13 protein-coding genes and 1 pseudogene are annotated in these 21533 nt (G+C 33.7%); all 14 read right to left on the bottom strand.

Annotated elements, in window-relative coordinates; all coding sequences use genetic code 11:
• A partial coding sequence (locus SA378_RS05500) for a S8 family serine peptidase (protein ID WP_318524983.1) occupies positions 1 to 1297 on the bottom strand: 1297 nt, incomplete at its 3' end.
• Positions 1298 to 1315: 18 nt separating this feature from the next.
• On the bottom strand, positions 1316 to 2308 hold the full coding sequence (locus SA378_RS05505; RefSeq protein WP_318524984.1) for an ATP-binding protein: 993 nt from the start codon (positions 2306 to 2308) through the stop codon (positions 1316 to 1318).
• Positions 2309 to 2517: 209 nt separating this feature from the next.
• Positions 2518 to 2694, bottom strand: a complete 177-nt coding sequence (locus SA378_RS05510; protein WP_318524985.1) for a helix-turn-helix transcriptional regulator — start codon at positions 2692 to 2694, stop codon at positions 2518 to 2520.
• Positions 2695 to 3007: 313 nt separating this feature from the next.
• Positions 3008 to 5011: a protease Lon-related BREX system protein BrxL gene (gene brxL, locus SA378_RS05515; RefSeq protein ID WP_318524986.1), complete on the bottom strand. Its 2004-nt coding sequence runs from the start codon at positions 5009 to 5011 to the stop codon at positions 3008 to 3010.
• Positions 5012 to 5025: 14 nt separating this feature from the next.
• Positions 5026 to 7320, bottom strand: coding sequence for a PglZ domain-containing protein (locus tag SA378_RS05520; RefSeq protein ID WP_318524987.1), 2295 nt, complete (start codon positions 7318 to 7320; stop codon positions 5026 to 5028).
• 23 nt (positions 7321 to 7343) lie between these two features.
• Complete coding sequence (locus SA378_RS05525) at positions 7344 to 10499, bottom strand: Eco57I restriction-modification methylase domain-containing protein (protein WP_318524988.1); 3156 nt, start codon at positions 10497 to 10499, stop codon at positions 7344 to 7346.
• A gap of 11 nt (positions 10500 to 10510) precedes the next feature.
• Positions 10511 to 13942, bottom strand: a complete 3432-nt coding sequence (locus tag SA378_RS05530; protein WP_318524989.1) for a hypothetical protein — start codon at positions 13940 to 13942, stop codon at positions 10511 to 10513.
• Between the two features lie 14 nt (positions 13943 to 13956).
• Entirely contained in the window at positions 13957 to 14532 is a 576-nt protein-coding gene (locus SA378_RS05535; RefSeq protein WP_318524990.1) for a hypothetical protein, read from the bottom strand.
• Positions 14513 to 15301: a BrxA family protein gene (locus SA378_RS05540; protein WP_318524991.1), complete on the bottom strand. Its 789-nt coding sequence runs from the start codon at positions 15299 to 15301 to the stop codon at positions 14513 to 14515. Before SA378_RS05540 ends, SA378_RS05535 begins: the two co-directional genes overlap by 20 nt.
• Positions 15302 to 15337: 36 nt before the next feature.
• Complete coding sequence (locus tag SA378_RS05545) at positions 15338 to 15529, bottom strand: helix-turn-helix domain-containing protein (protein ID WP_318524992.1); 192 nt, start codon at positions 15527 to 15529, stop codon at positions 15338 to 15340.
• Positions 15530 to 16092: 563 nt separating this feature from the next.
• Positions 16093 to 17532: a DNA/RNA non-specific endonuclease gene (locus SA378_RS05550; protein ID WP_318524993.1), complete on the bottom strand. Its 1440-nt coding sequence runs from the start codon at positions 17530 to 17532 to the stop codon at positions 16093 to 16095.
• A 4-nt stretch (positions 17533 to 17536) separates the two neighbouring features.
• Positions 17537 to 19519, bottom strand: a complete 1983-nt coding sequence (locus SA378_RS05555) for a hypothetical protein (RefSeq protein WP_318524994.1) — start codon at positions 19517 to 19519, stop codon at positions 17537 to 17539.
• A 509-nt stretch (positions 19520 to 20028) separates the two neighbouring features.
• A complete protein-coding gene (locus SA378_RS05560) occupies positions 20029 to 20295 on the bottom strand; it encodes a recombinase (RefSeq protein WP_318524995.1) in 267 nt (88 codons plus the stop codon).
• 574 nt (positions 20296 to 20869) lie between these two features.
• Positions 20870 to 21533, bottom strand: a pseudogene (locus SA378_RS05565) (hypothetical protein); the annotation flags it as partial.

The raw sequence follows: 21533 nt of genomic DNA on the forward strand, positions 1-21533 counted from the left end.
AAGAGGACATATGTTTCAATTCATAAAACGGTTTGCGTTCACCAATAGAGTGGTTGAATATTTTTGTTTTTACTTGGGCATCTACTGCAAACTGCTTTACTACTGTCTCTATTACGCCTTCACGACTTATTTCATCAGACATACGGTTATTGCCACCTAAAATCTTAACGTTTCTAATAAAACACGGAAGTTCATAATTACCCGTTGTTGGTATGTTGTTAGGATACAATATGGCTCCTGCAACACGAGTTCCGTGTCCGCCATTAGAAACCTCATCATTCACTGTCGCTTGATTTGGAATTAAACTAACAGAATCCGCTTGAATAATAGCTGGTGCAAGATACCTATGGTTTTCTTGAATCCCGCTGTCAATAACACAAATTAGAGGGCTGTCTGGTGATGGTGCATTTATCGTAAGGTTGTCGGATATGTTCTCTGTATTCTCAACAGCAGTTTCCGCAACAATCTCAGCTTTGAATGAAACTTCAAAGATATATGAATAATTTAAAACTATGTCACGCAAGGCACTTCCAAAAATCCTAACTGTAACAGAAAATGTATCGCTATCCTCTATAAAAGATGAAAGAAACTCTCCATTGTAATCGTGAATAATATTCTCCAACTGTTGCTGTCTCTCCATAATTAGGTCATCTACTTCTTGGAAATATCTGTTTTTCGCTTCGATAATTCGATTATTGTAATCGGCATCAGATTCATTATGCCTTTTGTTGGGCAAATTGGGAGGTGAAGAAATCCCGGAACAACTAACGGAAATTTCAACCGTATAATTTTCGTCATTAACCAAAATGTTCCATTGTTCATACAAGTCTTTTGATAGTATACGTTTAAGCCGTTCTTCATCGACATGTAACGCATAAACTTTTGCTACAGTTCCTGTTCCACGCACATTTGTAACAAAACCATCTACCTTTTGCAAAAAATCGTTAAGATCAGTTTGGTCAGATGATACGACAATAAACCCTTCTTCAATGTCACAAACAACCTCAAACCCCAAACCCCTTAAAAATTCAACATCTGTTGTCGGCTCAATTTCAAGAAGGAAAGGTATACCACCTGCTATAGTAGGTAAATTCTGTTGATTGCGGACATCTTTTCTGTCTTGCCAAAAGCGAGATAATCCTTGGGCCTGTGAGTGAATATTATTGCGATGCGCCTGTCTGTTTTGTTTATTACGGTTAGTAGCTTGCTTTCCCGGAATAGGTGTTTGAGGGTATCTTGCCAGCCCTGCTTTTTTCAACGGAAAAGGTAAGTGAATGAAATCATTTGTTCCTGCCATTTGATTTTCCTCCCGTGTTTAGAACTTCGAGCCTTCAGCTATGGCTTGCTCAAAGTAGTCATTATTTACATTCTTGTTACCTGCCAATATACTATACTTTGCCGCTCTCTGCGCTGTAAGAACGATGTTTGCATATGAATATCCCTCCATTTTTTCCGCAAGAATGTGAAAGTTAATACTTGCATCAACAGGAATGGCAGATAGAGTCATTTTTAAAAGTTTCTTGCGTTCTTCAATTCCAGGCATTGGAATTTCAATAACATCATCGAATCGTCTAAACAAGGCTTCGTCCAGCTGTATCTTTAAGTTTGTTGTCGCAATTACAAGCCCGGGTGCATTGTACTCGTCCAGTAGCGTTAAAAGCATATTTACAATTCGAGGAACTTCTCCAACGTCCTGCGTTGCTATTCTTGATTTGGCGATGAAATCACATTCATCGAGGAGCAAAACAACAGGTTCTTTTTTACAATAATCAAAAACAGCACGAAGATTTGATGCCGATTCACCGAAATATGAAGAAAGTAAAGAATCAAACCGAACCTTGAGAAGGGGTAACCCCAAGTTCCATGCAATTCGCTCAGCACTAAGTGTTTTGCCGCATCCCGGCGAACCGTGCAATAGGATTTTTTTCTTCGGATAAAGATTGTATTTTCCAAGACGCTCTTTTGCAGCATATTCTCTTTCAATAGATTCAAGTCGTTCCTCGACATTAGTCGGCAAAACCATATGATGTTTCAAAAGTTCTCTTGGAACAAAAGAAACAAGTTGAGAATTATCTCTTTTACTTGTTGGTAGTGCAGAAACGCCAGCGCTATTACTGTTTTGAGGTTTATCAGTAAAAGAGCTGAATCTTGGTTTTTCAGACGCACTAATATATTCAAGTGAATCTGCAAGTTTTCCGTGTCCAAGTTCTCTTTCATCTTGGATTATGGTATTTGCAATTTTTTTCAAAGACACAATATCTTCTGAATAAATAGCCTTAAAAAGCCTTTTAAACAAATCTGCTTTCATATTGGCTTACCTTCCTTTTTAATATATCGGAAATATTATACGCTTTTATCCTCCAAAGATATTCCGTGTTTTCGCAATGGAGGACAGTTGCTATAGTGAATTTTAACTGAACTGATTTCTGATTACAAGTTGCACGCTCTTGCTCTTTTCTATTCTATTATCAGCCATTGTTTACTTCCTTTGCCATCTGGCACAATCTCTATTATGTCTTAAATACGGCAATTTAGTGCTGTGCAAATGCGTGTCAGCGTCGTAGTTGTGACGCTTTGGTCTTTATTCAGTTTTTGCATAAGTGATGGACTGAGTTTCACAGCCTCTTGCAAATCACGTTTCTTCAAATCCATGTCTATCAACATTGTCCATAGCCTCTTATAGCATACGCTCATCTAATCACCCCACAAAAATATACTTAATTGAAGCATACTACAGAATAAACAGAAATTCAATAAAAACCTCATTTTTGAATAGAACAAACCTCATTTTTGAATAGAATAATTACTGACTTATGTGTTATTTTGTTATTCACCTTCGGCCTCAGTAGTAGTGTCATATACATCAGCGTTATATGATGAGATGCAGAAGCTTTTCTGAATTTTTATAAACTTCTCTGCCTATTTTATATATAAAACAGCTTATATAAACACAATGAATCTCCTGCGACAACTATTTTATTAAATCTCTATTAACAGTTTTATTTTATCATTCAAGGTCAAATACTTTCTTCGAAAGGTCCTCCGCACTAGCATAAAAAAGTATTGATAATTTGCCCCAGATGTCCGGCTGCATTGTCATCGTATCTGGCTGATTTGAAATAGGAATATATACTGTCTTCGCTCCTTGTTCGACAATGAAACTGAGCTTTTCATATAAATTAGTAGTTTTAATCAGATTTCCATTAACAGTCATGCTCCCAAGCACTACCGTCTTAGATTTTATTGGCCGATTAATAAAATCTGAAATCATGCTTAAGTAGAATGCTGCTCCAATTTCTTGGTTGCCACCTGAGCCATTTTCATCAATTATTTGAGCAATATAAGTTTGTTCAAACAATTTATTAGAAACACCCATATTAGTAGCATTAGCTTTTATATAATTGTAGATATTTTTAATAGTTTCTTTTGCTTCAGCAGAGGGCCTACCAGTTATTTGGTAGTTCCCATTCCCATTAGTATAGTTTGTTTCAATTTTTATTGGGAACATTCTGTCGTCTTTTGTAATTACAGTATATATCTCTCCAACATCAAGTGGTGCTACCATGTTACCGATACCACTCATCATTTCTTTAAGAAAAACATTTTTTGTTATTTGTGTTTCTTTTTCTGTATATCTAAACGTTGTACCAAAGAACTCAAGTCCACCTCGTCGTTTTAACTGCTCCTTAACTCTCATTCTACCTTCCATTGCAAACTCTAAATAATCTTTAACTTCTTCAGCAGACGCATTAAAATCTGGATGCAGCAACTTTAAGAGCCCCGAAACTGTTTTTCTTATAGCTTTAGTGTCACGAGAGCTTAAACTTTTGTCTAATGTATAGTACTTATCAATCAAATCAGAATAAGATTTTTTTCTTAAATCATGTAGTATTTTGGAAAAGTAGTCCGAGATTAGACCAAGATCCCTAGAATAAAAGTCAGTTTTCATTTTTGGAATCTCCCAACCCGGTAGATAGTAATGAAATCTATCAATTAATGCTGGTGTCTGTAATTCATCTGCTAATGTCGAAAACAAATTACCGCCTTGCTCCCATATTTGCAGAGGGTTATCTATGTTCCCCACAAATACCATTGAAGCCTTTCCCTCAATACGCATTTTATCTCTCGCAAAATTTCCTGATTCCATATAAGTTTGAAGCATAGCTGGACCTTGAGGATCACCAAATTTGACGTTTGCAACTTCATCAAATGCTACTACATCCCATATACCTACCAAACCAACTTCTTTTTTTCCAACATTATAGAATAAGACAGCAACTGATGCTTTTCCCCCAGCAACAAGTAAGCTAAACGGAGACAACTCATTGTAAGTATATGATTTTCCTGTTTCTCGTGGCCCCAATTCTATTAAGTTATAATTGGTCTCACAATGGGGAATGAGTCTCAGCAGCATCAAAAGTTTTTGTCTGAAATCAAATTTTTCGGGATTTAACCCAATACTGTTAATCAATAGATCGAGCCATTCATCTCTAGTAAATTCAACTCTGGATGAAATATACTCATCAATTTCATCTGTGGATATTTGCATAGGGCTAAATTTCCCAACCATTACTGGAAACTTTGAACTATCCTCATTTCGTTCCAGGCGAACCAGTCCCCACATCCCACCTTCAAGTAATCCTTTATATTTTCGTACCCATTCGTCATCCACTAAAATGTCTTTTAGTCCAGCAGTATTTAAACTACCTATGTACATGTCTTTGTTCAAATCAACGTCTACAAGCAGTTTATCAATAATAACTATGCTTCCATCCGTTTTTATTGAATCTTTTATCTTGTTCTTATCTTCAGGTAAGATATAATGCTTATTTAAAACGTCCTTTACCTTTTCAATGATCTCATCATTTGATAATCCTTTGTCTGAATACTGAGATATTAAATATTCCAACACATAAACTGGCAGTTTTATACTGCTTTTTAGGCTATTAACAATACCCTTTGTCACTACTTTGTATTGAAATACTTGCTGCACTTTTTCATTCAAGCCCATTTTGTAACCTCCAATTAAAAAATATCCAAATCTTTATCAATTACTGTCATACCGGACTTCTTAATCGTACGCTTTTCAATAAGCTCTTCTTTATTTATCACAATTAAGAACTCTTCGCCCTTGCTATAATTTCTTATAGGTACTCTTGCTGTATAATCATCTTCTTCCACTATGCACATGAAGATTTTTTTCGGCCCAACATAAACACTGCATTCACAGCCTTTAGCGCCTTTTATGTCAATTTTAAGTTCATTGAAAGCCTCTACATTTTGAATGAACTCTGCTCGATTTATTTCTTCTTGTTTATTCGCTTTAAATAAAAGTGCAGTAATTACCGTTTCCTGAAGAGATATTCCACCATGTGTATATCTTGTTGTCTGCCTAAGTGAATTTACGCTGTTAATGAAGCAAATTTTTTTGTTCTCCATTTCAATAAAATCCGCAATTTTAATGCCATCTTGATAGTACATTGTGTTGACCTTTTCATTAGAATTGAGAATTAAATATCTACTTTTCTTTTTTTCACTATCGATTTCATTATCTTGAAGTTGAATTTTACTCCCGATATCTATAAACCCATGGTCTGACAAGAGCATCACATCAAAATTACGGTCTATTGAGTATTGAATAGCCTTTCTTAAATCGATAACAGAATTAGTCACCTTTTTAAAGCTATTGTAGCTGTGCAAAGCGTTATCGACATCATTATAAAAACATATGACACTCCCGATGTAATCTTTAGTCTTCTTAAACTCTTCAAATGGAATAACAGAATCACCAATCAGTTCGGCAAGCTTATCCGTTCTCCAATTGATTATTTGAACAATAGTTTTATTTTGCTTGACTAATTCAAATACGTTTTTAGAATTTAACCTTAACTTCTCATCAGTAATAAAATACCCATTCATACCAATTTCTGTTTCAGTTGGTAAAGCAGAATAAACATTGTAATCAACAACCTCTTCACATACCATGTCATTTTTTAGCGGCTTAGCCATCTCATAACGTAAGCCATCAGCAAAAATAAACACCGTATTTTTTCTAAACTTAATACTCTTCATTACTTCATCTTGCCTTATTGAATTACTTTTTTCCGATACTATCAAATCAAAACCACTGATGTATTTGCTATTAATGTTTGATAGAACATTGAAGTATTTATCTGTTATTTTTTGATAAACCTGAGCTTTTTCCACCTTCACATATACATCATAATTGAATGATAAAGACTCATATAGTCCAGATATTTCTCTGTACTTAGTATCAATTTTATACAGAACTTCTTTGTACTCGTTGAGTATTTCATCAATTGAATTTGTCATAAATGAAAATGATACATATTGATTAAGCAGGTGGTCCAATTCAGCAAGACAATCGACAAAGTCAGTCAACATATTCATGTCCATTGTCCAAATACGATCCCTAACAATAACAATATTGCTGTAATTTGAAATGTTTTCAGCAATAAAATTCTCAAATAACTTTGGTATATAATAGCTAATCTCCTCAACATTTTTCCTTAAAAAGAGCAGATTGGTTTCACTGATTTCATTAACAAAACTCTCTTCATTTGACTTTATAAAATTATAGGCTCTTATAAGTCTGTCTTCATCTAAAGGTAAGAGGTAGTCATTATACTCAGCCCCAATTCCCTTATGACGTATAGAATGAAGCGATATTAATATTTTAGCCACAAGATTATTGCCACAGGGATAGTCTAAAACAGATATTCCAAAATACTTTTCACCATGAATTTTCACTTGTTCTTGCAACTTAAGATTTTCTAAATTTTCTGATGTAATTTCGTTTTTAAAATAAGAAACAATCAACTCTCTAATTGACTGTTTCCTTCCGACGACATACTTTGCCAGTTCGAGTTTGACTATTTCATCATTAATCTTTTCATAAGAAGATAAACTATTAACAATACTTTCGAAATTATTCAATAGTAATTTTGTTTGCTCTGCAGTAAGTAAAATACTACCTTTTATTTTTTCTTTTGTCTGGTAACATGCATTTAAGATTAGCTCTCCAGTGATTTCGATAGGTTGCAGTTTTTTTGCTACCACCATACTGTCTATATCAATGTTAAAACGGCTATAAATAACTACGTTCTTTTTAAATTGCTTTTCTCTTAAAATATTCTGCAGAGTAATTTTTGAATCATTTGTAAGTATTGAGACGTCGAATTCAAGTCCTATTGAATCCACAAACGTATTATAAATACCTTCTTTATCATAAATATAGGCAGGGATAATACCCGCTTTCAATTTCATTATTTTTTTCAGTGTTTCAACAACTAATTGCATCGATTATCCCTACCTCCAGTAATTTAATTTACGACCTTCCAAGATTCTAATGTTTTAACTGCCTCAGACAATAATTTTTCTTGTTTTTCAAGTTCTTTCTTTTCTGCCCCAGAAACACTTCCTTGGAGTTTTTCTTTTACGGTCTGTAACCGTGGTCTATACACGTCATTACTTAGTCGACGTATTTCATTTTGCATTACATATTTTTTATCTTCTTCAAATTCTAACAAAAAGTGCGAAAGATGCCAAAATACAATTTGTTTATTAGATCCTGTACCAGATAATACTTTTTGTTGCAGCAATGGTTCATCATAATCCTTACTATCTTTGCCTGCAAAAGTAGTTACAGATGATCCAATTTTTACACCACCTCGTATAAAATCAGGTATGCTTTTTTCAAGAATAGCTTCAATTTCATTGATGATAGTGTATCCATCTACAAATTCACTTTCAATATGTTGACTAATTACTATTACAAGTTCTTCATCAGTATACAGTCTTGAATTATTTTTCTTGATTGAATCCTTTACAATCGCTCTGAGGTAATTTATAACTGCATATTTAAAATCGTTGTTGCCCTTATTCTTAATACTCCTGTCTGGGAATTCATCTTCAATTCTCTTAATATCATTCTCAGATAAATCATAAATTTTATATATTAGCTGATCAATTTCCTTTTGAAGATCAAATAATTCATTTTCAACATCTTCTATCTTTCTAAGATAAAGATTATATGCCTCAAATATTGTTTCGGCACCTTGCGCAAATCCGTATGAAATTTCTACGGTATGATAAAAATCAGATAAATAACCAAATCCTAACAGATACTCTTTTAATTCTCTCGCTCTATTTGTCCTAATGATAACTTCTTTTTTATACGCTTCCGAAGGAATTTTATATGGTACTCTTTGCAAATCGCCTACTTGAAATGAAGGAGTCGGGTTCAATTTTTTTAGAATGTAATTCGCAAATTTACTGTTAATAAATCCCAGCAAGTAACTGTTGTCTATTTTATCCGAAAAAATACAAGATCCTTTTACATCAAATAAACATCCTGACGGTAATAGCCTAGCACTAAAATTATTGCCGCTTGTTATGTCACTATAAGTAATTCCAGTTCTAAAATAGTAGCTTTCATTTCTAATAACTGATCCCTTAAATGCTTTTATATCGCTTCCATTATTTTTCCATAATACATAATCGTTAAGGTCATTTGCATATTTAGAATATCCACCACCTTTTGCATACGGAAAATATTCAATGTCAATTAATTCCTGTGGAATTTCCCATTTCTTTTTTAAAAACATTTCATTCTTTCCAGTAGCCATTCCCTGCTTTATTTGAGCAGGACTTAACTCATCAACACCTAAATACTGTGATTTAGCAAATATGCCTCGAATCTCATCACTTATATCATATAGGAATGGATATGAAAGAATTTTCTTGAATTTGTTTTGATCTATTTCATATTTTTCACTTTGAGCTATTGCAGAAGATATGACATCTTGATTTTTCTCAAGCACATTCAATATTCCAGATAAGTTTGAACAAAATATTTGGCTAGATTTTAGACCACCTTTTTCAAATATCGATATAGAAGCATCAACAGTTGGCCCTTCAAATACACCTCTTCCTAATGTTAAGATTTTTTTTATAACTGTTTCGCTCAAAATCATTGCTCTAGTCTTATCGAAACTTCCAAGATACATGAAAGTATCAGAACTTATAAATCCAATTATCCCCTTCTTAGAGACTATTTCGATTGACCGTTCAATAAAAGAACTAAAAAGATTCCTAGAATTATTGGGATATTCAGCTTTCAAGAATTCTGAGGTCTTAGAATCCATTTTTCGTGCATCAACAAATGGAGGGTTCATAACAATAATATTAAATTTATTCTTAAAGAATAATCTCACTTCTTTTTTGGCAATGAACGCCTGGGCAGAAATATATTGCCCAATATCTTCTGCAGTGTACTTCTTCTCAGTTAATTCAATTTCTGTTTGGAACAATGACAATTGAACTACTTCTTCTTGATCATTTTCCCAACGATAGAGTGAGTTTGCCTTCAAGATATTCATATTGAACAAATTTAAGTTTTTGATTCTAACATCTTGCGCTTTTCTCTTAGCCTTTAGCCATAAATTGATCGCAGTAATTTGTAATGGCTCTCTTTGAATATCAACACCAAAAATGTTCTTTTCTAATATGTTCCCGATTATATGATTATCAGGCCAGTCAGGATGTTCAATCTTATATAATTCATAGAAAACATCAAAAGCATAGACCAAAAAGTTACCTGCTCCGCATGCAGGATCAAGCAATTTAATTGTTTCAATTTTCTTGTTCTCTTCAAAATATGGTTTTAGTGTATTATCAACAATATACTTAACAACCCATCTTGGTGTGTAGAATTCACCAAATTGAGTTTGTTCTTCTTCAAGATTGTTTAGTATCTCATAAAATATCGAGTTCGCATAAGATACATCTTTTTCTCCTTTAGCAGTCTTTAATTCATCATCTTTAATATCCACCCAATACTGATATATCCAACCTAAAAAATCGTCTTCTGCATATTCACTTTCATCAATTTTATTTATATTGAAGAGTATTTCTTTTAACCCCTCGAAATCAGGATGAACTAAGTTATGTTCATAATCCTTAAAAAGAAGTGGTACTTCTTTGGCCATTTCTTTTGTAAGAGCAGACAGCATATATATAAAGTTATAATACTCTCTGTCTTCTTCATAATTGTCTTTCTCTTCCATAATTGATATTTCTGCGCTAAATTTATCGCTTAAATCAGAAAACGCCAATGGATGAACATTATTAAAATCCGGTATAACGGCATCATATAATTGGTCATTCATTAATCGACCAACAACATTGCCCATTATTCCCCTTTGTTCCATAGTTTTAAAACAAATCAAAATATGAAGAAAAGTTCTTGCACTGTCTTGAATATATGCAATGTATTCCTTTTTATTACCCTCTATATTTTTACCTTTGAATAAGCTAACCAAGTTATTTTTTATAACATTATCATATTCACTAAGTGGTTTATTCCTCATAACTCGACCTGTATCGTCGAATCCGTATTTTTCCATCTTTCCAGCTATATCTTTAATAATAATTTCTCTAAGCTTAGAAATAACAGGCTTTAAAGTAACTCTCGACATCTTGTTTCCTCCTACAATTCTAAAGTGATTTTTTTGCCAGATTCTACGTCTTTTTTTATTTTTTCTTTTATCTCATTGAATACATTGTCGAGTTCACTTAACTTTTCCAAACTATCAATGTTAATAATCTTACCGTTTGAGTACGCACGCAATTTCTTTGAAACACGATTATTTACCGGTGGAGTTTTAATAGTAGTATTATTTTGAGTATTACCAGATCCAATTAATGATACTTTTTTCTTAAGCATTTCATTATAGTCATTGAACGTATGAACCTTCTCAATCGCTTTTGTTTTTGATGCAGAAAGATCTAATAAAATTCTTCTAAAATCATCTAATGTACCTAAGCCATTAACTTTAAGCTCATCAAAAACTAGGTTATCTAATTTAGCGAATTTTATGAGCTTTTTAACTTCAAATTGTTGCTCTTCAGAAATTACGGTCCACTCCGGCAAGCTATTTATGTCTGTCATAATGTCAGTATATAGTTTTTCATAAGCTCTGTACTTATGTTGAAAAATTACTTTGTATTTTTTTATTATTTCTTCAAAGAGCTTTATTTCACCACAAATGAATTTTTCTGCAAGGTCTTTCACTTCAACTCGAGAGGTCTCGTCATCATTCTTCAAAATTGCATATGCCTTACAGATCATTGCAATTTTGTCTTTATGGTCAGAAATATAGAGTGCTTCTCTAATCCTTGATGTCATTAAGTCAAATTCGTCAGTATATAACTTTTTATTAAACGTTACAATTACATCCTCAGCATCCATTCTTTTTTTTATATCAGCCGCTACAGAAGCAGTAACTCCAAGGCTTTCTTTGATACTCTGTGGAACTACATCAGAATAAGAGTCTATGGTCGCTCCACTCACTTTCTCCATAATAATTTTGATTTTATCTGCAACATCTTTAAGTTTAAGATCAACTGCCATATTAGGATCAAGAAGTTTTATAGCTCTTATGGCATTTCGTATTTCTTCATCAGAAATATTAATCTTCGTAAATTTTAAAGCATCAAACCCATCCCTCCTTCTAGGTGCAAAAGGTCCATTTTTGCTTGTAAGTTCAACATTATCTTCAGGTATTGAGAATACCTTGCCCTGGTTAGCAGCCTTTAGGTCACTATTCTTAAGAGCTAAAGCAGTCATAATTTTGATTGTGTCTAAGTCCCATCCATATTTACCTTTAGAGAACTCATCTATAATGCTTGAACCATCTTTTTCAAATCCATTATCGGGAAACGACTTGAGGAACTCACTATAATATCTATTACTCGTATTAACATTTCCATTTGCATCGATCAGATCCAAACCTTTTAAATAATCTGAGGTCATCTTATGAGTTGGACTAAGAATTTGCTTATTAATAAATGTATCCACTTGTTCTCTTAGGAGTTTTCCGAAAAACATTGTGTACTTTTTCTTTAGCATTTTTTCACACTCAGTAGTCATTCTTTGAGGGGCTGATATTGAAAAATCTTTGTTTTCTTGTCCATTATATGAAATCACCGCATTCCTGAAGCATTCTTCCAATATCTTATCTATATCTCCATCGACAGCAATGTCTTTCTTGGTTTCAATTTGAATTCTCAGTTTCTGATCAATTCCAAAATCGGCTTCTCTTTTTAGGGCCTCTTCCATTTGAAGATAGAATTTCGTTGCTTTGTACAATGAAATGCCATCATACTTTTTTTCTGGGATAATAAAGAGCTTTTCTTTATTGTTACTCGCCTCAAATGCGTCCTTTTTCAATTTCTCAATATCGCTATCAAATGGAATACAAGCATAAACATTTGAAAATTCAACACTTACATCTGATGGTTTAAGTACTAATGCAATCTCTTTAGTAAAATCATTTATTTTTCCAGTAATTATATTTTTACCAGCAGTTGGTTTAGCCCCGAACATTTTGTATATTTTGCCATTTATATAATCCCTTATAGCAGATTCCGTTATGGAAGTAACTCCTTTTATTCTAGTCCAAACATCAGATTCTTTTTTTGTAATTGGCTTATATACGCCACCTTCGTTGTTGATAAAATTTTCATTCGTCAAAATTTCAAGCATATCTAGCAATTTATTCTCATTGCTAATATCTTTTTCGCTATATACAAAAGGCAATATCATATTAGCCTTAATTCCTTCTGGTTTAACTTGAGACAATAAAACAATTGCTTTTAAAGTCTTCAGTAACGGCTTTTTATCTACTGGATTATTTTTAACATCACTAATAGGCGCACCTTCAAGTCCGCCAATCAAATCACTATACTCTTCTTCGATACTTCTTTTATTCTTTAATTCTTCATAAATAAGTTCAATATCTACAAAGTATCCTACTTCTTTGTCATAAACCTCCGGGTTCTTAACAATAGACTTAACCGTTTTCATCATGTTACGAGCAGAACCCTTGCTCTCATTTTTTAGAAGCTCTTTCATATATGCCAACTGGAATGGATAGAATGGATACGAACCAATCATATTAGGCATTTCAATCTTGCCATCCTCAGTGTCTGATAAATATGCATTGGAAAAGAGGTACTGCATCTTTGCAATATTCACTTTACTTTCTATATCATTCACAGCGAATTCATCTTTTGCCAAATATCTTCGTTTAACAATCCATATCATTTCCTCTGGATATAATATTTGTTCTTGTCCAAATCGGTGGATCATTCGCTCTGCAGTTGATGTAGATAAGAGCTTTGTTTTCGCTTCTAATGATGTTACAACAAACCAAATATCATTATTTAGAAGTTCAATTAACCCCTCGAATTTTCTTACCTTCTCAGGAGTATCAAGCACATCAAGTATTTCATCGATGAAAATAATCATTCTTCTCTTTCCTGAACTTGATAGTGTGGATTTTAGAAACTCAGAAACATCCAATGCAGAAAATTCTCTGTCTTCATCAAAAGCTAATCCCATTTGTCTTGAAATTTCTTTAGGAAGACAATCAACAATTGTATCACCTGATTTTGTTATATGGTTGGCAGAGAATATGAAGGTAATGTACTCTGAAGGCTTTATGTTTCCAATTAATTCAGCTATATCGCTACTAATTACTTTTTCTTGTATAGCTTTAGTCACATTTAATTTTGTCGATTGTCCATTTTCATCTATATAATCAATCGTCTCCTCAGAAAATAATGCATGCATGATCTTAAGCATATGAGATTTACCGGCTCCAAAAAAGCCTCTTATCCAAACACCTGGTCCAATTTTATCTCTGTATTTATCTTGTAAAAGCTGGCATTTCATATTAAGTGTTGGGTATTTAGGATCATCGAAGAAGTATGCGACAAAATTGCCTAAAATATTTTCCACATTTCTTGTCATTACATATTCTTCTATATCTAACGCTGTAATATGACGATCAACTGTTGTGACATCATTAAATTCTCTCTTTATATCTCTTTCGAATACATCAAGTACTTTTTTCATTTCTCTATCTCCCATCAATAATCGGATTTATAATCAAAAACGCAGCTACTAAAGCTATCCTGTGTGATTTTTATTTGCCTTCCTCTTGTAAACTCCGTTTTGTAATATCTATATTCATTTGTCCCATACTCTTCCTTTTGACCAATAGTAAGCCATATTATAGGTATTTCATTATCTAAGACAATATAATGCTCATACATATAGGCTGAGAGAAAATGTATAGGATCAAATCCATTACTGTAGAGTTCTGAGTCTTCTATAACCAATAATTTGTTAGGTCTATTTTGTTCCACATAATTCACTATGTACTTTTCCAATAATTCGCAGATAATTTTCTGAAACTTAATATTATTAACTCCATATTTACTTTCAGCTTCAGCAATTCTATCTGCGTTTTTCTCCCATTGTTTACTCTTATAAAAATTGTTTATATTGATTATTTCATTATTATCAAACTCATCTTTGATCTTGTTTTGTACTAAGTTACATAATGCTGTTGTATCAAATAGCATCAACCTAATCGGCCTTGAAGGTGGCTTGTTGATAACCCTCTTAACTTCTGCTGTCACATTATTTAAAATTTCGTGCATAGTCAATTAACCCCTTTTCCTTCATAGTAATTGTATTGATATCCCCCAATCTATTTGTTTCAAGTAACCCTTTAACTTTTGCCCCTGCAATGAGATATTCAATATCATATTCATTTAGCAAGAATCTCTTATAAATATCAGATTGGTAAACTTCTTTCGCACTAATGTGATCACTCTCAAAATACATATAAAGTGTGAAAACAAACCATTCTGGTGTAAGGCCTGGCCTTTTAATTATAAACGTATCTTTTTTCTCTTCTACCCAACCAAAAGCCTCAAGATTTTTTGAAAGCTGATTCCTGACCTTTATCATACTTGCTTTGCTTATTTCAGTTTGAAGTTTGGCAGGCAAAAGGCTTTTATAGTCTGTCAATACGATCTCAAAAAATTTATCCAAATCCATCTGTGTGAATATTTTTTGTGACAGTTTATTAAAATTGTCATACACATACTTTGCCATGAAAAATTGCGTTAAGGTTTCATACTCCAAATAGAATATCAGTAAGTAGTTTTTCTTTTCCTGCTCCGAAATTGACGAACCTAGTATTTTCGATAATGAAACAACTCTATCGATGTTATCATTTAAATACCTAGACTTTATAGCAGTAAATACACGTTTTGCTGAGCTTTCTTTTCGGTCCCCAAATAAAATGCCATTCTTAACCAGATCACTCAAATGATCAACTGAAAATTGATCATCAATATATTTGAAAACTTCAAACGTTTCTTCTAACCAGGCACTTGAAGTTGTCCATTTAAACTTTTCCATGACACCACCTCTTTCTAATGAAAAATCAAATTTTATTTATCTTTCAGTTGCGCTTATCGTTTTTACCCATTCATCTACTTCGCTAATCTTAAATTTCCACAATCTACCTATTTTATGTGCTGGCATTTGTTTATTTGCAATCCACCTATATAAAGTGTCTTTGCTAACTCCAAGATGCGAGGCTACTTCATCTAGTGAAGACCACTTTTCAGTTGATACATCAGCCATAATAATTACCTCCTCTTAATTACTCTTTTAATTATAGCATTTGTCACATAAACTGTCACGGTTTTATTAGGTTTTAATAGGCATTACTTTGTATTATCTAGCAATAATCATTGCCAATCTTATATAACATACATTATCCTATATACTTCATTATCAATCAATTTTCAGAGACATATTTACAAATGAGAAAACCCCTGAATTATCAAGACTTTCTCGGTGTGTTTTCTTTGTAGTAGAACTACGGTATCAATAAGCGCAGTTTGAACAAGCATATCTATTAAAACAATTCCGCAAAATATCTTAATTCCGCCAAGTTGTTTACCCCCATATAAAAAATTCCCTAAATTTTCATCTGAGGGAACATAAAACACACCTAAATTTTTACTTGAAAACATTGAAACCCTTTTATTTCAACCTATTTCTTTTCTATCAATACAACAGTCTCAACGTGCTTTGAGACAATAGAATTGATGTCAACCGTTTACGGAAACATATCTAATAATCAAGCAGTAACTGGAAACATATCTACATTTTCAAGGTATACGGGAATTTGTCTACCCCATTTATTTGAACGTTGAATTAAAAAAATCCTCGTTTTGAAGTAACAAAGGTATATAAGTTTTTAAGGTATTAAAATACTCATACTCATATCCCTTAAGCTTGATATAACGTTGTGCTTCGGATTCTCCTTTATCTCCAACAACCCTGGCATTATTTGCAATTTCGTTAATCTGGTTCATCATGGAAGTGTAGTTGAAAGAACTCTTCTGGGTGCCAAACAGAATCGCAAGATGTTTGTTTACCTCATAAATCAAGTCCGGATTTGAGTCACTTGGATTTGAAACAGCAAACGGTATCATATTGTCCGCATCATACGTTTCATCCGAAATTTCATTCAAACCGTTTGCATAGTTAATTGACACACCTGGCTGCACATTATAACAATAAACATTAAAGCAGATACCTTTTCCCGCATCCTCCACAGAATAGGCCTCCAATTGCACTCCTGAAGCCACAAGGTTATCACCTTCAAAAATCGGTGTAGCACGATATAGCACGTGGTTGCCCATGCTTTGGATGTAGTTAGCGACCTTTCTCTCAAAAGGATTCATACCAGACACGTTTAGATACCTTGTTCCGGTTATTAGGTTTGCCGCAGTATCATTGCCGTTCAATTGATGAGCAATCAAATGACATCTGTTATACAAGTATGGTGGTTCAGAATTGACTATGCCTGGATATCTAACAATAGTCCAGCCCGTTGGTATGATGCTTCCGATTTTCTGTCGAGATCCTGACGGAGCCATATTGTCGGTACTGATATTGGCAAAGGCAACACCGCAACGACCTAAAGAATCAAAGGAACTGAATTGTGCAAATGAAGCAGTATTTTTCTTTTGGGAATTTGTGAATGAAGGAATATTACAATTCAATTCTATATAAGGCTGACCCGTATACGATGAAACGCTTTTACCGTGTACGTTTGTTTCAGTTACATTAGGATCATCGGCCAGGTAATCGGAAAGAATATGTGTGTAATAAAGCAAAGCTGAAAAGCTATTGCACTTACCACTACCGCTGCAAAAGATATTATTGATTACGCCAAAATCAAATACCTTGTTTACCGTGCGCTGAAGTGTTTTCTTACGATTAGCTTGTGCCTTTTTATCTCCGACAAACTCATATTCCCAACTGTTATGCGCACAATCTAACAAGCTGTCCCCGGAAACATTAATACCGGACAGTGTTGGCAGCATACCAACTCTTTTATCCTTTAGTTGAGTAAGCTTGTCTTGTCCTAGATTATCATGCTGCTCGCTACAGAGAAACAAAGCATTCAGCAGCATTTTTATATTTTCATCGGATTCATATTGTGAGGCTTGATCACCAAAAAGCACTTGTTTGACATATGTATTTGTCTGGCTCTCATCACAGGCATAAGTAGGAACTGCAGATGAGAACATTAATGCTATTGTTAGCAACAGTACCGACAACCGCTTCATAGAATTACTTCCTTTCAAAGGCAATGCCATCAAAAACAAGCAGTTTTTTAATAGCAACTACATCGTACGTAAATTTAATAACTTCATTCGGAGACTCAGCAACCGGAACAACATTAATACTAATGTTTTCTCCAGCCGCATATTTATATTTCTTCGCAGAATCACTTACAAATGTAACAACGAACTCCGAACAACCTGCGTTCTTAGGTCTTTCAACCTTCTTCACTGTCCAGTCATCAATTGTAACCTTTTCATTTGAACCAGAAACAACAACACTTATTGTAGATCTGTCCGTAATGCAAGATGCCGAGATGCTGAGTTCCTTACCGTCAAATTCAATGTTCAACGCACCTGAATCAAAGGCAGTTCCGTTGTTTTCAAAACGGAATCTTTCATCCAGCGCTTCGGTCAGGAAAATACAATCACCGTTTTCATGCAGAATTGCATTAAACAGTTTCTGTTCTTTGGATGAAATTCCACGCTCTTCAGCTAATGCAAACAGCAAATCGCAATTTAGATAAAGTGCTTCGCTGACAGGAGGTAATTCGACCTTTCGCTCTTCTTTAAGCATTTTGTTGTATTGCTTTGTATCTTCCTTCTGCTGTTTTGTTGCACCGTCTTCGACCTTTTCTTCCTTTACAGCCGCAAGGTATGAGGCATTCAATTCTTTCTGATCATCAACCAAGACATTGACATTATCAAAGGCAATTTTATACGCCTTATCCAAATAGCTGCTGTCCTTCGTGATGTTGTATAAATCAAGATCTATCTGTGCAACGAAATAACGGAGTGGCCAATCAGAATCATTTGTGTTTGATAAAATAATAGTCGTCTTGGCATCGGCATACTCAACATACTTGGCACAAGTCATTTTTTCCTTAGCGGAAATAATAGCCATTGGAAGAGCCTCCGCATAATCCGTATCCTTTCGGAAAATGCGAGTTGTTACTTCTTCATATTTTGTAAATGCCTCTAAACAGCTTTCATACTCTTCTGAATTGTAATAGTTTTTCGCAAGCTCAAGCCAATACGGGCCGAACTCTTTATATGTATTCTGGTTAGCCTCTAACCATGCTATTTTACTTACAAGATTGGATTTATTTTTCCACTCAACTAAATTCTTAACTGCATCCTCGTTTAGTGCGTAGTCCCCAGGAAGAGAATTATCATTAACCATTCTCACCATATAATCAAATGCGCCTTTTCTGCTCTTATGAACTTCTTCAGCTTCGGCATCGTCCAACTCCCATCCATCTTTCAGATACTGCAAATCAGCCTGGCTTGAGGCGGATTCATAGCTTGTTACAGAATCAACGGCCATATAAATAACAGAAACGGCCGCTTTCAGCAGACTACCAGACTGAACTACGCTCAATAATCCGACAGGATTTGGAATGGCATGACGAAGTGCCTGTGCCTGATTCTGCTCATAAATGTACTCAAGACGTTCTCTCTTTACAGAAATCATCTGATACTGATGTAGCGTGTCAAGCATACTTGTTATCTGCGTCTGCGATTTTGAATCTATTGCATTCGGATATGTGTTGTTAATCAGAGAATCATATGCCTTGTCAAGGAAGATACGGCTTTTCTTGGAATCGTTAATTTCCTGTGTCAAAACCGTCATGTAATTCAGCATATTAATTGCATTTCGCTGTGTAGGTGTTAGTGTATCATCCTCCATAGCTTCGATTTCACTCAGTTCATCTTCCAATGAAGTATCTTCCACAGTAACATTTTCATTATAAGAATCCGGATCGGCTTCACTTTGGATAACCTCATTCTCCGGTTCTGAAGATATGTCCTGACTGACTGTATCAGATGATTCCGAAACTTTATCTGCTGATGTTTCGTCAATGACAGTGACTTCATCTGCAGTTTCCAGCTCAGTTGTCGAAGTGTTAGTGGCACCACAACCAACCATAGACAATGCGATGCAAATTATTAAAAGCCATGCTACAAATGCTTTTGATTCTCTAAATTTCATTTACATATCCCCCTTTTTCTTCATCTGCAGAATAATTCCGCTGGAATCTAACCTCTATCAAGATTAGACATTGAATTGCCGTCTATTGAAGTAAATGTAGGTTCAAACTTCATATTGAGAGCATCCGCAATCCGTTTAAGTTCATCAACCAATATTGAGTCCCTTCGTATTTGTTATATAGATTCTGCCTTGATTGACCGGTTCTTTTTTATATTTTTCGAACCTATATGTTTTTTGTTTTCCGATTAATATCTATGGTGTCAATTGTAACTCCAATAGCTAATAAAACAAAAGCGATTATTATTCCTATAATAATTAATATACTCTTCAAAAAAACACCTCCAACGAACTTAAATTAAATATACCCAAACAAATGATTATATTACTTAATGAAGAATAATTGTCTTTGTAAAAATTATAACATAAATTTTCCAAATTTAAATAAGAAATTAAAAAATCCGACTTTTAATAACACTCTTTGTTATCAATGTCGGATTTAAATTTTATCTTTATTCTATTTCTATCTCTGTACCATCCAACAAACTGACTATTAAAAATCCTTCATTTAAAGCAATTATCTTTTCCACAACTTTAAAAAACAAAACTACATCAAATTCTTCAATTATTGTAGCATCTTTAAATATTCCAATAAACCTCTTAGCTGTTACCTTTATTAGTACATCATCACTTTCAAGCTCTTCTTTCCATTTTGTCCTGAAATGTTCATTTTTTTCAACCACCGCATTATACGCTTCAACAAAAGCCTTATAAAACACAACATCATCAACATGCCTGTTGTTGCAGCCTACTTTACCCTTTTCCGTTTATTTATCATTGCATCTCCAAAAACCCTTCATCCGTTGAATTCCAAACCTTTCTTCCATATGCTCGTCCACATTTCCGCATATGATTATTCACAAAAATAGAATGGTTTTAATTTAAACTTCGAATGTTCATACTATGTTTCCATGTATATTAAATTAGACCATTACTTCTTTAATACTTAAAATATCTTTCGCTAAATTATATACATTTTGCTAATTCGTTTTACTTTCGCTAAAAGGTTATAAGGTGGGGTAAACTAAACAATCAAAAAATAATATTTTTCAATAAAACACACGTTCCATTTCCAAAATTACAAATCCTAAAATGCAAATAAGTCCTGAAATCACCGCTTTCTAAGGACTTATTTACAGTATTCATAAAAAAATCAGACGCCGTAATGAGCAAGGCATACTTCGCCAAGATCTTGTATACATACTTTAATATTAGTTAGACAATTCCGCAAAATTCCATAATTCCGACAAATTGTTTACACCCTATATAAAAATTTCCCTTATAAATATAACTTTACACTATTTCAGACCACTTTTTAACAACTTCTTTCTCAAAATCAAATACCTTATCCATAGCCTTATCTAATTTTGAAAACAAAGTTTTCTTTATATCATCGTAATCTCCATCCAAAAACTCGTCTATCTGGTTTTTAGTAGTATAAGAAAATATTATTGATTCAAATGTCTTCCATTGCCAGTTTTCCTTCAAGTCCTTATTGAGGAGCTGTGATAGCTTTGCAGCTTTTTCACCATTCAACATATCATAATTATGCACAACAAATTTTATTCCAATATTACCAGCTATATAATTGTTTCTTATTTCCCAAAAGTAATTTATTCCATTCCCCCACCCTCCTGGTGCATTAGAAACTGGCGGCAGGATTGTATCAAATGATTCAAGTGAAAATCTCTGTAATGTCTTTGTTGAATATGTAGGATCAAAAACTATATCACGATTTTCATTTGCTCTAGTCTGCAAATACTCATTAATGATATCTGACACAACATTACCAGAATCAGGTTTATTATCAAAAATCAAATCCAGAGCCTGTTTATGTTTTCTATATAAACCTACACAAATTTCTTCTAATTCTTTATCCTTCACAACAACCCTCCTAAGTGTTTCAATGTAGTTTTCAATAATTAATTTAACTCGTAAATCCAACTCATTTGTTACA

This window comes from Sedimentibacter sp. (assembly GCF_033447055.1).
Lineage (GTDB): Bacteria > Bacillota > Clostridia > Tissierellales > Sedimentibacteraceae > Sedimentibacter.